Origin of the sequence: Alteribacter populi (assembly GCF_002352765.1) — a bacterium.
In the GTDB taxonomy this organism is placed as follows: domain Bacteria; phylum Bacillota; class Bacilli; order Bacillales; family Salisediminibacteriaceae; genus Alteribacter; species Alteribacter populi.
Window position 1 is genome coordinate 3,292,477 of record NZ_KZ293963.1, and the last position, 15,626, is coordinate 3,308,102.

Below are 15,626 nucleotides of genomic sequence, written 5' to 3' on the forward strand. Positions count from 1 at the left end.
TTGAAAGGTTAATCCTTTCAAAACCTGTTCTTTGAAAACTAGATAACAGTAACGACGTCAAATTTCTAATTTGAAAAAACTTTTTTATGAGTTTCACCGGTTGTTTGATTATTTGAGAGAACAACCGAGTGTCTTAGAAAAAGACCAACGACATCGACGGTTAAGCTAATAAGAGCGCACGGTGGATGCCTTGGCACTAGGAGCCGAAGAAGGACGGGACGAACACCGATATGCTTCGGGGAGCTGTAAGTAAGCTTCGATCCGGAGATTTCCGAATGGGGGAACCCAGCACGCGTAATGGCGTGTTATTTATACCTGAATACATAGGGTATAAAAGGCAGACCCGGGGAACTGAAACATCTTAGTACCCGGAGGAAGAGAAAGCAAAAGCGATTTCCTGAGTAGCGGCGAGCGAAACGGAAACAGCCCAAACCAAGAGGCTTGCCTCTTGGGGTTGTAGGACACTCCATTGGAGTTACAAAGGAACGGAGTAGATGAAGCGACCTGGACAGGTCCGCGAGACAAGTTAACAGCCCTGTAGTCGAAACTTCGTTCCCTCCGGAGTGGATCCTGAGTACGGCGGGACACGTGAAACCCCGTCGGAATCTGGGAGGACCATCTCCCAAGGCTAAATACTTCCTAGTGATCGATAGTGAACCAGTACCGTGTGGGAAAGGGGAAAAGCGCCCCGGGAGGGGAGTGAAAGAGATCCTGAAACCGTGTGCTTACAAGTAGTTGGAGCCCGTTAAAGGGTAACAGCGTGCCTTTTGTAGAATGAACCGGCGAGTTACGATTACGTGCAAGGGTAAGTTGAAGAGACGGAGCCGCAGCGAAAGCGAGTCTGAACAGGGCGTATCAAGTACGTGGTCGTAGACCCGAAACCAGGTGATCTACCCATGTCCAGGGTGAAGTCCAGGTAACACTGGATGGAGGCCCGAACCCACGCAAGTTGAAAATTGCGGGGATGAGGTGTGGGTAGGGGGGAAATGCCAATCGAACTTGGAGATAGCTGGTTCTCCCCGAAATAGCTTTAGGGCTAGCCTCGAGGTGAGAGTGTCGGAGGTAGAGCACTGATCGGACTAGGGGTCCCTCCAGGATTACCGAATTCAGTCACACTCCGAATGCCAATTACTTTTTACTCGGGAGTCAGACTGCGAGTGCTAAGATCCGTAGTCGAGAGGGAAGCAGCCCAGACCATCAGCTAAGGTCCCAAAGTATACGTTAAGTGGAAAAGGATGTGGAGTTGCTTAGACAACCAGGATGTTGGCTTAGAAGCAGCCATCATTGAAAGAGTGCGTAATAGCTCACTGGTCGAGTGACTCTGCGCCGAACATGTACCGGGGCTAAACGTATCACCGAAGCTATGGATTGTCCTTCGGACAGTCGTAGGGGAGCGTTCCAAGTGCCGTGAAGTCAGACCGAGAGGACTGGTGGAGCGCTTGGAAGTGAGAATGCCGGTATGAGTAGCGAAAAGAGGGGTGAGAATCCCCTCCGTCGAAAGCCTACGGTTTCCTGAGGAAGGCTCGTCCGCTCAGGGTAAGTCGGGACCTAAGCCGAGGCCGAAAGGCGTAGGCGATGGCAAACAGGTTGAAATTCCTGTACCACCTCCTCACCGTTTGAGCAACGGGGGGACGCAGGAAGGTAGGGTAAGCGCGCCACTGGATGTGCGCGTCCAGGCAGTAAGGCTGGCAAGTAGGCAAATCCGCTTGTCGTAAGGCTGAGCTGTGATGGCGAGGGAAATTATAGTACCGAAGTTCCTGATCCTACACTGCCTAGAAAAGCCTCTAGTGAGGTGAGAGGTGCCCGTACCGCAAACCGACACAGGGAGGCGGGAAGAGAATTCTAAGACGCGCGGGAGAACTCTCGTTAAGGAACTCGGCAAAATGGCCCCGTAACTTCGGGAGAAGGGGTGCTCTTTCGGGTTTATAGCCCAGGAGAGCCGCAGTGAAAAGGCCCAAGCGACTGTTTATCAAAAACACAGGTCTCTGCCAAGCCGCAAGGCGATGTATAGGGGCTGACACCTGCGCGGAGCTGGAAGGTTAAGAGGAGGGGTTATCCCTTAGGGGAGAAGCTCTGAATTGCAGCCCCAGTAAACGGCGGCCGTAACTATAACGGTCCTAAGGTAGCGAAATTCCTTGTCGGGTAAGTTCCGACCCGCACGAAAGCTGCAACGACTTGGGCACTGTCTCAACGAGAGCCCCGGTGAAATTATATTACCTGTGAAGATGCAGGTTACCCGCGACAGGACGGAAAGACCCCATGGAGCTTTACTGTAGCTTGATATTGGATTTTGGTACAGCTTGTACAGGATAGGTAGGAGCCTTGGAAACCGGAGCGCCAGCTTCGGTGGAGGCATCGGTGGGATACTACCCTGGCTGTACTGACATTCTAACCCAGGACCGTGATCCGGTTCGGGGACAGTGTCAGGTGGGCAGTTTGACTGGGGCGGTCGCCTCCTAAAAAGTAATGGAGGCGCCCAAAGGTTCCCTCAGAATGGTTGGAAATCATTCGCAGAGTGCAAAGGCATCAGGGAGCTTGACTGCGAGACATACAGGTCGAGCAGGGACGAACGTCGGGCTTAGTGATCCGGCGGCACCGCATGGAAGGGCCGTCGCTCAACGGATAAAAGCTACCCTGGGGATAACAGGCTTATCTCCCCCAAGAGTCCACATCGACGGGGAGGTTTGGCACCTCGATGTCGGCTCATCGCATCCTGGGGCTGCAGTAGGTCCCAAGGGTTGGGCTGTTCGCCCATAAAAGCGGTACGCGAGCTGGGTTCAGAACGTCGTGAGACAGTTCGGGCCCTATCCGTCGTGGGCGTAGGAAATTTGAGAGGAGCTGTCCTTAGTACGAGAGGACCGGGATGGACACACCGCTGGTGTACCCGTTGTTCCGCCAGGAGCATGGCTGGGTAGCTACGTGTGGAAGGGATAAGTGCTGAAAGCATCTAAGCATGAAGCCCCCCTCAAGATGAGATTTCCCATTACGTTAAGTAAGTAAGATCCCTCAGAGACGATGAGGTTGATAGGTCTCGTGTGGAAGCGTGGTGACACGTGGAGCTGAGAGATACTAATCGATCGAGGGCTTATCCAAAAAACGATGTTGTTTGTCTTTAAGAAACTCACACAGGTTTCAAGTTGAAGCTGTTATCTAGTTTTGAGAGAACAAGGTTTTCTCAAAAGAATACTTGTCTAGTGACGATAGCGGAGAGGTCACACCCGTTCCCATGCCGAACACGGAAGTTAAGCTCTCCAGCGCCGATGGTAGTTGGGGGCTCTCCCCCTGTGAGAGTAGGACGTCGCTGGGCAATGAAGGTAACACTCGCTTTAGGGCGAGTGTTTTTTTGCGTTTTGGTGAAAAAAGCCCCAAAAAAAAGGACACTACTGGCTATTGAGCCAGTAGTTCCCGGATCGAAAGTAAATAGCTCCGGCACCGGTAGAGCTTCCTATATGATCCTATACGACACAAAGCAACTCTCATTTAATTATAGTGATTCCAGTTTTAAAAAGTCGAACAAGCTTAATTTATTGTTTGCTTGGAACGGTTCAGTTAAGATAGAGGAAAAGAAGGTTCTGAGAGAGGAGTATTTAGATGAAATTTCATACGAAAAACGTTCATTTTCAAGATAAAGTTGATACGGTAGAAGTAAGTAAAACGAAGCCGATTTATCAAACATCTGCTTTTTCATTTACGGATTTAGATGATATGGAGAACTTTTTTCAAGGGAAAAAAGGTTATATGTATACAAGGGTTGGAAATCCGAATACTGATGACCTTGGAAAAGGAGTGGCTGATTTAGAAGGAGCTCCAGTAGGGGCAGCTTCGGCATCTGGTATTTCGGCGATTTTAGGTGGTGTTCTGGCAGTGGCGAAAGCGGGGGATCATGTAGTAGCTACTGAAGACTTATACGGAGGAACCTATCAGTTGTTTGCTCATGAGCTAGCGGACTTTGGAATTGAAGTATCTTTCGTAAACTTTGAAGACCAATCTAAAATAAAGGAAGCGATCAAAGAAAATACGGTGCTGCTTTATACGGAAGCGGTAACGAACCCATTGCTGCGAGTTGAAGATATCGCGGGTGTTGTAAAAATAGCTGATGACCACGGTCTTAAAACGATGGTGGATAATACGTTTCCTTCTCCTTACCTGATTCGACCGTATACATATGGCGTTAATTTGGTGGCTCATAGTGCAACAAAATATATTGGGGGTCATAGCGACTTATCCGCAGGGATCATTGTCGGCGATAAGGATCTGATGAAAAAAGCGAAGTCAAAGATTGTTAATTTAGGTGCTAACCTAGGTCCATTTGACGGCTGGCTTGGTTGCCGCGGGTTAAAGACACTAAGCCTGCGGATGGAACGTCAATCGTCGAATGCTCAAAAGCTTGCTGATCACCTTGGAAAAGAAGCAAGTGTTAAGAAGGTGTATTATCCTAAAGGAGTATCAGCTAAAGGAAACGGTGCGATCGTTACAGTGGACTTAGGAGAGAATTACGATCTACATAATTTTTTCCGGAATTTAAACTGGGTTAAGGTTGTGCCTACACTAGCCGGTGTTGAAACATCTGTCACCTATCCTGTAGGAACTTCTCATCGCCCGGTACCGAAAGAAACAAGAGAACGCTTAGGCGTTACTGAATCGATGGTGCGAATTTCGGTTGGAATTGAAGATGCAGAAGATATTATTGAAGTGTTCGATCAAGCTCTTGCAAATTCAAAAAAGTAAACATTCCGACAATATATTTATTTTAAATAAACGTTTGTTTAATACGTAAAAAAGCTCGGTATTCGTCGTACCGAGCTTTTTTTAAGAGATAAATATAACAATCTACGTTTCGGTGTCTAGCTCCATCACCTACGAGCTTCGAGGTCGCTTTAGCCCGTTAGAAGAAGTCAAAAAGCGGCTTCAATCGGCTAGTTGAAAGTGCTTGTCGCACGATGCCAACTGCGCCTTGCGCTTTTCTTTTGGATTAACGGTGTAGAAAAGGATAGTAGTGTATTCGAGCAAGCCCTAGTCAGAAAATCAGCTTTCTCGACACTATTTTCATTTTAAATAAACGTTTGTTTAAGATGCAAATGAGCTCGTTCTACGTCGCAAATAAGCAATTTATAGAGCATGTTCAATGCATTGGCCCACAAATGGAGTAAAGCTTTCTGTCTCTTCTTCTACTAGTGAAGCAACGAAGCACATCCGCTCTTGATAACTCGAAATAATTTCACGATGTAATGCTCATCACTCCTCACGTCTATAAGCATACGTGAGGAGTGGTGCTCTCTTGAACTTCTCGTCTACACCCATACAATTTTTTAGGTGCACTTCCTTGCAAACGTCGAGTTTTCTTACAGGCTTTGCTATAATAAGAACAGTTTAAAAGCTTAATGTACAGAGTTCTGGCTTCTACAAGAAGTTGAAGAAGAAGGTGTAACCAAAATGAAAGATGAATTTTCGTTTATCCAGTCGATTCAACCAACAAATCACCACCATCCTACTGTCATTACTGGCATTGGCGATGATGCTGCGCTATATGATACGGACAGCGGCTACCACCATATTGCAACCGTCGATACGGTTGTAGAAGATATCCATTTTTCAAGACGAACGATGACGCCGTTTCATATAGGGTACAAAGCATTGGCTGTTAACATTAGTGATATTGCCGCAATGGGCGGCCAGCCTCTTTATTACCTCGTTTCCATTTCCGTTCCTCAGTCGGGCTGGAGTGAGGAAGAGCTTCGTGAAATTTACGAAGGAATGAGCGAATTAGCTTTAAAGCATCATGTTGATCTTATTGGCGGAGACACCAATTCTACCCGTGACACCCTTGTTGTTTCTGTCACAGTTATTGGTCGAGTAGAAAAAGGAAGGAAGCTGCTCCGCTCAAATGCTGAGCCTGGAGATGTCGTGTTTGTAACGGGTTCGATCGGGTCGTCAGCAGCAGGTCTTGACTATTTGCTCAAGTTAGGCTTAGAGGCTGAAACAGACGATCGTCTCAAGTCTTTTTTAAGAGCCCATCAAAAGCCAGAGCCGCAAGTGAAGGCAGGTCGACTTCTTGCACAATTAAATAAACGAGTGGCACTTAATGACATTAGTGACGGCATTGCCAGTGAAGCAAATGAAATTGCTGAAGCAAGCGAGGTTAAAATCGAGCTTGAGTATGAAGACCTTCCCTTTGACACAGAATTGGCTAATGAGTCACCAGATGATAAAGAGCAGTGGATGCTGTTTGGAGGAGAAGATTTTCAATTAATTGGTTGCGTTGGGGAAGAAAACTGGACACATTTAAAAGAGACTTTTGCTCATGAAGGGGTGCCTCTCCATAAAGTTGGGTACGTAAAAGAAGGAAGAACCGAAGTGATGCTAAAAAAAGATGGGACACGCATCCATCTTGAGAAGCGTGGCTTTAACCATTTTAATAAAGGTGATTGACGATGAATGACAATTTGCAAATAACAACTCAGTCTCCTGAAGAATCGATGGACATCGCAGCGGTTTTAGCACAGTTTTTACAAGCTGGCGATGTGTTGACTCTTGAAGGAGATTTAGGGGCAGGGAAAACGAGTTTTACAAAAGGATTGGCGCGCGGGTTAGGTGTGAAACGTACGGTTAATAGCCCTACATTTACGATTATTAAAGAATACCAAGGAACCAACCTCCCTCTCTATCACATGGATGTGTACCGTTTAGAAGACGGCGGCGAAGATATGGGGCTGGAGGAGTATTTTGATGGGGAAGGGGTCACAGTCATTGAATGGCCATCCATGATTGAGGATGAACTTCCACCTGCTCGTCTACAGCTATCTCTTCGTCATCTTGATGATACGAAACGACAGATTCGCTTTACACCGATCGGTGAGCGGTATATTACAATGTGCAAGGAGTTTTTTAACGATGAACGTGTTAGCCATTGATACTTCAACCTATGTAATGGGAGTAGCCGTTCTCCGCGATTCAAAGGTGGCTGGAGAAATGGTCACTCATTTGAAGAAGAATCATTCCGTTCGTTTAATGCCTGCGATACGTGCAGTAATGGATGAAGCGGAAATGAACCCATCTGATCTTGACAGAATCGTTGTAGCTCAAGGTCCAGGATCTTATACAGGGGTTCGTATCGGTGTTACGACGGCAAAAGCGATGGCTTGGTCGTTAGGCATCCCAATTGTCGGGGTATCGAGTCTTGAGATGCTGGCGCAAAACGGTCGCCATTTTAACGGGCTCATTTCTCCATTTATTGACGCGAGAAGAGGACAAGTTTTTACAGGGCTATACCATTATGATAGCGGCAAAGTTCAAAATGTATTGGAAGATCGGATTATTTTACATGAAGAATGGTTAGATATTGTCGCGGAAAAAAAAGAGAGGATCCTGTTTTTGAGTCCGGACGTAGACAAGCATGAGTCTTTATTGACTGAACACGACAGCATTGATTTTGAGGTCACTAATGGTAACGACCATTTACCTAAGGCAGCTGCTTTAGGCTTGGTTGGACTGGAAAAAGAACCCGAAGAGTCTATCCATTTATTTGCACCAAACTATTTGAGGTTAGCAGAAGCGGAGTCAAAATGGCTTGCTTCACAAAAAGAAAAAAGAGAACGAGACTAGGTGAAATATATGAAAGAGGAGATTGAAATCCGGTTGATGGAGCTTGAGGATGTCGATCAAGTTCTGGAAGTGGAAGAGGACTGTTTCCCAACGCCATGGAGCAAGGGGGCGTTTGTAAATGAACTTTCGGCTAATCAATTTGCCTATTATCTAGTAGTGGAAGTCGATGAGCAAATTGTTGGCTATTGCGGTGTATGGGTGATCATTGATGAAGCTCATATTACAAACATTGCTGTTCATTCTTCGTTTAGACGAAAAGGAATGGGTGAAGCCTTACTAACAGGTGCCCTTGAGCTGGCGAAAACATTCGGTGCTGAAAAGTTGACGCTTGAAGTTAGAGTTAGCAATGAAGCTGCGCAAAGCATGTACCAAAAGCTTGGTTTTCAAAGGGGAGGCATTCGCAAGCGGTACTACACAGATAATCAAGAGGATGCACAAATAATGTGGGTGATGATCGAATGAGTACAAGTGACGAAACGATAATTTTAGGAATTGAAACGAGTTGTGATGAAACATCGGCATCGGTCGTAAAAGGCGGTGTCGACATATTAAGTAATGTTGTTTCCTCGCAAATTGAAAGCCATAAACGGTTTGGTGGTGTCGTACCTGAAATTGCTTCTCGGCATCATGTGGAACAAGTAACGTATATTATTGAACAAGCTTTGGCAGAAGCGAAAGTCACAATAGATGATCTAGATGCGATTGCGGTTACTGAAGGTCCAGGACTTGTCGGTGCCCTTCTTGTTGGCGTGAATGCTGCGAAAGGATTAGCTTTTGCCAAAAATTTGCCCCTCATCGGTGTTCATCACATTGCAGGGCACATTTACGCAAATCATCTCATCGAAGAACTCACGTTTCCACTGCTCTCGCTAGTCGTTTCAGGTGGGCATACAGAGCTTGTTTACATGAAAGAGCACGGCTGCTATGAAGTGATTGGTGAAACAAGAGACGATGCGGTTGGAGAAGCTTACGATAAAGTAGCACGTACGTTAGGGCTCCCTTATCCGGGTGGACCTCATATGGATCGTCTCGCACATGAAGGTCAAGCAACCATTGACTTGCCCCGAGCCTGGCTTGAAAGTGATTCGTATGACTTTAGTTTCAGCGGATTAAAGTCAGCGGTCATCAATACAATGCATAATGCTAAACAGCGCGGAGAAGAGTTGGCTGTAGAAAATGTGGCAGCTAGCTTTCAAGAGAGTGTCATTGATGTACTTGTAACGAAAACGCTGCGGGCTGCCAAGGAACGAAACGTCGACCGCCTTGTTTTAGCAGGTGGTGTAGCTGCGAACAAAGGATTGCGAGAGCGGCTCAAACAAGTGTGTAAAGAAAATGAATTAACGCTGACGATCCCGCCATTAAGTCTTTGTACAGACAATGCAGCGATGATTGCCGCCGCTGGTACGATGATGTTTAACAAAGGAAAATTAGCAGACGATCGTTTAAACGGGCAACCTGGGTTAGAATTAGAACGGCAATAACGAAACCAGTGAGGGAAGAACCTCTCTGGTTTTTTTTGTGACTATTATTTTGCGAAAATCGTAATTTCCTATTGACTTTTCTAAATTTATTCACAGTTTACACAGGGGGATGTGGATAAAACGAATATCTGTTCCTGTGCATAAAAAAATGTGTACAACCTGTGGATAATGTGGAAAACCATAATGAAAGAAGTTGTAGTCACAACATTCCTGTTTACAACTATTTTGTGGATAAATAGCACTTGATGTGAGTAACTTAAGGTAATAGCGGAATTACTGGAATGAGTGTGTGGACAAACCTGTGGATGTTGTGGATAGTTCAGAAAATTATCTTTTTTACAATGAGAATAAAGATATTGAAAAAGAATGATAGTAAAAGGGGAACGAAGACTCCACTCTAAAGATTGTGATACAGGAGAGACTGTTGTGAATAAAAACGGACTGATACTGATTCTAACTATTTTAGTGTTAATCATTACATTATTCTTAAATCCAAGCGCTTATGCGAAAAATCCTGCAGAGACGCAGCCTTCAAATAATAAGGACCTTGTCGTGATTATGGTACCGGACCTCTCGTTTAATGAAATCGAGTGGCTTATTCAATATGGCTCTAGCTCTACCTTGTGGAAAACAGGTGGATTAGGAGCGGTCAATCTGCGGGGGGAAGGTGACTATTCTTATTTAAATCATGCTGTCTCTCTTGGTGCAGGTGAACGCGGTGTTGGCGTGATGGGTTGGAACGCGTATCAAAAAGGTGAAAAAGTCGATGGTATGGCTGTTGAAGATCTGATTTATCAATGGACAGGAAATGTTTATTCTGATGATGAGCTTTATCATCCGAGTTTTTATCAGCTTGTGGATAAAAATCATAACAGCTTGCGGAAAGCAGAGGTTGGCCGATTTGGTGACAAATTAAATAGTATGAATGTGGAAAGGAAAGTACTGGGGCATAGTGATACTCGTAAGGAAAAACTACGCTACGGTTCCCTATTGGCTATTGATACGAGTGGACGAATTGACGGATATATAGAAGGGGGATTCGTAGACGATACGAGTGTCCCTTTAGGAATCCGTCACGACGCTGCTCAGCTTGCTCAAGAGATTGCAAAAAACAATAGTAACCCGCAATTTACCGTAGTAGAATGGGGAGATCTTCACCGTTTATTTTCAGATGCAGGGATGATGAAGCCTACTCATTTTAATAATCAATATGAGAACGCTCTTCACGAGTTGGAGACGTTTGTGGATAACCTGATTACGAATACAACAAAAGAAGTGTGGCTGCTGTCGCCTGTTGTTAATAATCAGGCGCTTCAAGAAAAGAATCAGCTTGCACCTTTGTGGATATGGAAAGGTGATCGTTCTGCTGTGTGGACGTGGAGGTCATCAACAACGAGGCGGGACCACTTAGTCGCAAATGTGGATTTAGTACCAACTTGGCTTGAGTATTTTGGAATGGAAGCTCCTGGCGAACAGTGGACCGGAAACGTTTTAGACTATGACAAGGCGACTGCTTACAACCCTGCGGAATTTATTAAAGCAAATGAAGCAATGACAGCAGTGTTTTCAAAACGTGGGCCAATTTTATCTGGTTATGTAACGACGTTGGTTGCGCTATTGTTGATCATTAGCGTTACTTTGTGGATTAAACCAGCGTTACAAAAATGGAAGCAGCCTGCCCGCTGGTTGTTGATAAGTAGTGTGAGTTCACCGTTATGGTTTTTGCTCACTGGACCTTTTATCCCCAAGTTGTCCACCATTTCTTATTTAATCATGATTGTCATTGTAAGTGGTGCGTTTGCAGTCATGGTAGATAAGCTTTTTAAGTATCCAATAAGTGTAACATGTGGATTGTTTTTCTTCACAATTACGCTCGATATTATAAATGGTGCGACGCTAACCCAGAGGTCCTTTTTAGGTTACGATCCCATTATCGGGGCTCGGTATTATGGTATTGGAAACGAGTTTGCTGGTGTTTATATCGTAAGTGCCTGGCTTATGCTGGCTCCATTTGTCATTTCTAAAGAGCGAACTGCTTTAAGAAATACCGTTCTCATTACCATTTCTTCTGCTATGCTGCTTTTTTTGGCTGCTTCTTCATTAGGGGCAAATTTGGGTGCTTCTCTTGCAGGGGGGATGATGATCGCTTTTATTTTATACAAGCTGTTTTTAAGTAAACAAAGCTTGAAGCGTACGCTCTTACTTCTTCCCATTGGAATGACGCTGTTACTGTTCATCATCTACACAGTACAGTTAAAGCAGCCGGAAAGTCATATTCATGCTGCCTTTAGCATGCTATTTCAAGGAGACGTTGAAGCGATCTCTCGGGTCATGTTAAGAAAGCTTGCAATGAATTGGAAAATCTTCAAAGTTTCTTATTGGACACAGCTTTTTGTAACGACTTATTTTTTGATTGGGGTTTATGTGTGGAGGCGAAAGAAAGATGGGGCACACACACAGAACACAATGATGATCCAAGCGTGCATTATTGCTTCACTGGCATTGCTTATCTTTAATGATTCGGGTATCGTAGCAGCAGCAACGTCGATGTTTATTACCCTAAGCGCGAGCTATGCATGGCTATTAGAAGATATGAAAAGTGAAAAACGGCTTTCTCCTGGTTAATTGTTGAACTAAGCAGACACTAAAAAGCCGGCAATCCTCGTTTGGAAAGCCGGCTGATCATTTTTATTTATTCCTGTAATTCTTCCCATTGTTCCATGAGGTGGTCGATTTCTGTTTTCAACTGCTCTAATTGGGTGTTGAGTTCAAGTGTTTTTTCATGGTTTTGATAAATATCGGGCTCGGCCATTTCCTTCTCAATTGTTGCAATGGTTGTTTCGTGATCCTCAATTTTCGTTTCAATCGCGTCAATTTTTCGCTGACGCTGACGCTCTTGTTTTTTAAGCTCTTTGTCACGCTCGTAATCTTGTTTTGATTGTTTGTCGCTGCTACCTGAGTCAGTGCCATTCGTTTGCTGTTTTTCTTCCTCCAAGGCGTCCCACTCAAGCTGTTCTGCTTTTTTATCTGCGTAGTAATCGTAATCTCCAAGGTAGTTGGTGAGTCCAGTAGGTGCCAGCTCTACTACACGCGTTGCCATCCGATTTACGAAATAACGGTCATGGGAAACGAATAAGAGCGTACCAGGATAGTCGATAAGAGCATTTTCAAGCACTTCTTTACTATCCAAGTCTAGATGGTTTGTTGGTTCATCTAAAATGAGAAAATTAGCGTTTTGCATCATCAGTTTGGCAAGGACGAGTCGCGCTTTTTCGCCACCGCTCAAGTCCCTTACATGCTTCAGTACGTCTTCTCCACTAAATAGGAAGTTTCCAAGGACCGTTCGAATATCCTTTTCCGGGGTGGTTGGGTACTCGTCCCACAGCTCCTGAAGGACTGTTTTATTCGTTGTGAGCTGGGTTTGCTCCTGGTCGTAGTAGCCAATCGAAACATTACTTCCATAACGGATGGTTCCGTCTAGAGGCTCTAACGCCCCATTGATCGCTTTTAAAAGGGTTGATTTGCCGATGCCGTTTGGGCCGAGTAAAGCCACACTTTCTCCTCGCGTGAGTTTTAAGTTAATGCTTTGTGTTAATGACTCACCCTCATATCCAACTGCTAAATTCTCAGTCAACAGTACATCGTTTCCGCTTTGACGCTTAATGCCAAACGAAAACTGAGCTGATTTGTCATCATCTTTAGGCCGGTCCAAAAGCGTCATTCTCTCGAGTTGGTTGCGCCGGCTTTGAGCTCGTTTACTTGTGGAAGCACGGGCTAAATTTCGCTGGACAAACTCTTCTAACCGCTTCACTTCTTCTTGTTGTTTTTCAAATTGCTTGAGTTCAAGTTCTAATCGTTTTGCTTTTTCATCTAAATAGTGGCTATAGTTACCGATGTATTTGGTTGTCTGTTGGAACGACAGTTCGTATACGTGATCCACAATACGATCTAAGAAATAGCGGTCATGGGAAACGATTAAAATGGCCCCGTCATAGCCACTTAAATAGTTTTCTAGCCACGTCATCGTATCGATATCCAAGTGGTTCGTCGGCTCGTCTAAAATAAGTAACTCCGGCTTTGTTAGAAGCAATTTCCCTAACGCCAACCGGGTTTTTTGTCCACCGCTTAACGAATTGATCGGAGTCGAATAATCAAAGTCAGCAAACTGAAGTCCGGATAAAATACTCCGGATGTCAGCTTCGTACTGATAGCCGCCTTTATCTTTAAAGTCCTGTTGTAACTGGTCATAATCCTTGAGTAGTTTTTCATATTGAACCGCTTGGTCGGTAATCGAAGGGTCACTCATTGACACTTCCATCTCACGAAGTCGTTTCTCCATACCTTGCAAATCGGCAAATACGGTGAGCATCTCATCCCAGATCGACCGCTCGGACTCCAGTCCGCTGCTTTGCGCCAAATAGCCAACAGACACATCTTTCGGGATGATTAGATCTCCTGAGTCATAAGGCATTTCACCGGCGATGATTTTCAGAAGTGTTGATTTTCCAGCACCGTTACGTCCGACAAGTGCTACTCGCTGACCTTTTTGTACCTCTAATTTAACATTTGATAAAATCGGTTCTGCACCGAAGAACTTTGAAAGTTGTACACATTGCAATAAAATCATTAGTTGTCATCCTCACTTGGGAATTGAAATGTACATTTTTCTCTAAATAATAAGGGAAGTTCCAAGACTCCAGGAAAAATAGCTGTCACATTTCCACCCTTTTAGGCTCCTTTTGAATACGTACTTTAAGTGTACATGAAGGCTTTTAATAGAGGCAACTTTTGTAGTCGAAAGAACGTTATAAATGAATAGATTTCCCTGTTAGAAGAGACGAAATTTAACAAACATGAGCGGATACGATACACTAGCTCACCGCTGTTCTTAAAGGGAAAAATTAAAAATATCGGCAGAAGCTAAGATTGTTCTTAATAAAACGTCACTACTCTGCGCAGTGCAGATTGTGAACTGATGGTGTACAATAATAGGAAAGAGAAAGAAAGGAGATTTTCGGTTGGGGTCATTTACACACTTTAATGAACAAGGAAGAGCAAAGATGGTCGACATCTCTGACAAAGAAGAAACGATCCGTACGGCAATCGCTCGCTCGGGAGTGATTGTAAACAAGGACATTTACGACAGTATACAAAAAGGCACCATGAAAAAAGGCGATGTCCTCGCTGTTGCTCAAGTGGCAGGCGTCATGGCTGCAAAAAACACATCTCAGTGGATTCCGATGTGCCACCCGTTAGCTTTATCTGGCGTGGATATTCACTTTGAGTGGGAAGCAAAAGAAGAGTACAAGCTCCACATCGAGGTGCAGGTGAAAACGAAAGGGAGTACAGGGGTAGAAATGGAAGCGCTAACAGCCGCATCAGCTACTGCGTTAACCGTTTATGATATGTGCAAAGCTCTTGATAAAGGGATGGTCATTATGGCTACCTACCTTGCTGAAAAAACAGGTGGCAAAAATGGTGATTACATACGCAAAGAGTAAGCGAGCTTGTGAGCTTCGTTAAAGTGCGTGTTCAAAAAGGAGCATAAAAAAGTGCTGAGTAGGTCGAAGCGGTGAAGTTTTCGAGCACCAGAGCGACGAGCAAGACATCGTAGTAATCACTACAAGCTGTCTCGACGGATACTCTTCGTAGCTTATGTAATACGTGAGGAGCGAGAAACAAGCCAACGAGCTTCCCCGAGGATGGGGTGACTCCTGCGTTCGCCACAGGACGTGGCGGTATTTAGCAGAAGATCCTATTCTATGACAGCTATTTTTAGCGTGCTTTTTGAACATCCTCTTAAGCGTTAAGATAGAAGCTTCCGTAGGATTAACGGTGGTGCCATTTTCATAAGTGAACAAAGATTGGAGGCGAATGATGGATAATATCGATCAAACGAAAATTCCACAAGCAACGGCCAAACGTTTGCCGTTATATTATCGATTTCTTGAAAGCTTGCAGCTGTCAGGAAAACACAGAGTGTCGTCATCAGAGTTAAGTGAAGCGGTGAAAGTAGATTCAGCAACCATCCGCAGAGACTTTTCTTACTTTGGCGCATTAGGCAAGAAAGGGTACGGTTATAATGTCAATTATCTTCTCTCCTTTTTCCGGAAAACTCTCGACCAAGATGAAGTGACAAGAGTAACGCTTGTTGGCGTCGGTAACTTAGGAACTGCCTTTTTAAACTACAATTTTACAAAAAGCAATAATACATTAATTGAAATGGCATTCGATGTAGACGAAGGTAAAGTAGGGCAAGAAGTTGGAAACGTTCCCATTTATCATTTGGATGATTTTAAAGAAAAAGTCGATTCTGGTGTGGAGGTAGCAATTTTAACGGTTCCATCTCAAGCGGCACAAAACATTGCTGATCAAATTGTTGAATCTGGAATTAAAGGAATTTTGAATTTCACTCCAGCGCGCCTCTCCGTCCCAGATGACGTGCGCGTTCACCATATTGATCTCTCAGTGGAACTGCAATCACTTATTTACTTCTTAAAGCATTATCCGTTATAACACTGCATCCAAGCTGTCTCTCTAGGC

The 15,626-nt window shown here is 44.6% G+C and carries 11 protein-coding genes and 2 rRNA genes; 12 read left to right on the forward strand and 1 reads right to left on the reverse strand.

The window, feature by feature from the left end:
- The first annotated feature begins 158 nt into the window (after positions 1-158).
- The 10 genes from CDZ94_RS15375 (at position 159) to CDZ94_RS15420 (ending at position 11,708) form a co-directional block, all read left to right on the forward strand.
- A 23S ribosomal RNA gene (locus CDZ94_RS15375) occupies positions 159-3,093 on the forward strand.
- Between the two features lie 97 nt (positions 3,094-3,190).
- Positions 3,191-3,307 (forward strand): 5S ribosomal RNA (gene rrf, locus CDZ94_RS15380).
- Position 3,308: 1 nt separating this feature from the next.
- Positions 3,309-3,629 carry a hypothetical protein gene (locus CDZ94_RS15385; protein WP_096438499.1) on the forward strand — a complete coding sequence of 107 codons (321 nt, stop codon included), beginning with the start codon at positions 3,309-3,311 and terminating at the stop codon, positions 3,627-3,629.
- A complete protein-coding gene (locus CDZ94_RS15390) occupies positions 3,592-4,728 on the forward strand; it encodes a trans-sulfuration enzyme family protein (RefSeq protein ID WP_096438502.1) in 1,137 nt (378 codons plus the stop codon). The genes CDZ94_RS15385 and CDZ94_RS15390 overlap by 38 nt, the downstream gene beginning before the upstream one ends.
- A 705-nt stretch (positions 4,729-5,433) precedes the next feature.
- Positions 5,434-6,429 carry a thiamine-phosphate kinase gene (thiL, locus tag CDZ94_RS15395; RefSeq protein ID WP_096438504.1) on the forward strand — a complete coding sequence of 332 codons (996 nt, stop codon included), beginning with the start codon at positions 5,434-5,436 and terminating at the stop codon, positions 6,427-6,429.
- A gap of 2 nt (positions 6,430-6,431) precedes the next feature.
- Complete coding sequence (gene tsaE, locus CDZ94_RS15400; RefSeq protein ID WP_096438507.1) at positions 6,432-6,911, forward strand: tRNA (adenosine(37)-N6)-threonylcarbamoyltransferase complex ATPase subunit type 1 TsaE; 480 nt, start codon at positions 6,432-6,434, stop codon at positions 6,909-6,911.
- Positions 6,892-7,602: a tRNA (adenosine(37)-N6)-threonylcarbamoyltransferase complex dimerization subunit type 1 TsaB gene (gene tsaB, locus CDZ94_RS15405; protein ID WP_096438509.1), complete on the forward strand. Its 711-nt coding sequence runs from the start codon at positions 6,892-6,894 to the stop codon at positions 7,600-7,602. Before tsaE ends, tsaB begins: the two co-directional genes overlap by 20 nt.
- A gap of 9 nt (positions 7,603-7,611) precedes the next feature.
- On the forward strand, positions 7,612-8,064 hold the full coding sequence (gene rimI / locus CDZ94_RS15410; RefSeq protein ID WP_096438511.1) for a ribosomal protein S18-alanine N-acetyltransferase: 453 nt from the start codon (positions 7,612-7,614) through the stop codon (positions 8,062-8,064).
- A complete protein-coding gene (gene tsaD / locus CDZ94_RS15415) occupies positions 8,061-9,083 on the forward strand; it encodes a tRNA (adenosine(37)-N6)-threonylcarbamoyltransferase complex transferase subunit TsaD (protein WP_096438513.1) in 1,023 nt (340 codons plus the stop codon). Before rimI ends, tsaD begins: the two co-directional genes overlap by 4 nt.
- A gap of 426 nt (positions 9,084-9,509) precedes the next feature.
- On the forward strand, positions 9,510-11,708 hold the full coding sequence (locus tag CDZ94_RS15420) for a hypothetical protein (RefSeq protein ID WP_096438516.1): 2,199 nt from the start codon (positions 9,510-9,512) through the stop codon (positions 11,706-11,708).
- Between the two features lie 67 nt (positions 11,709-11,775).
- Here the strand turns inward: CDZ94_RS15420 and CDZ94_RS15425 are convergent, their stop codons facing one another.
- Positions 11,776-13,710, reverse strand: a complete 1,935-nt coding sequence (locus CDZ94_RS15425) for an ABC-F family ATP-binding cassette domain-containing protein (RefSeq protein WP_096438518.1) — start codon at positions 13,708-13,710, stop codon at positions 11,776-11,778.
- Between the two features lie 391 nt (positions 13,711-14,101).
- Between CDZ94_RS15425 and moaC the strand changes: the two genes are divergently transcribed.
- Entirely contained in the window at positions 14,102-14,584 is a 483-nt protein-coding gene (gene moaC / locus CDZ94_RS15430; protein ID WP_096438520.1) for a cyclic pyranopterin monophosphate synthase MoaC, read from the forward strand.
- A gap of 385 nt (positions 14,585-14,969) precedes the next feature.
- Positions 14,970-15,599: a redox-sensing transcriptional repressor Rex gene (locus CDZ94_RS15435; RefSeq protein ID WP_210421736.1), complete on the forward strand. Its 630-nt coding sequence runs from the start codon at positions 14,970-14,972 to the stop codon at positions 15,597-15,599.
- The last annotated feature ends 27 nt before the right edge of the window (positions 15,600-15,626 follow it).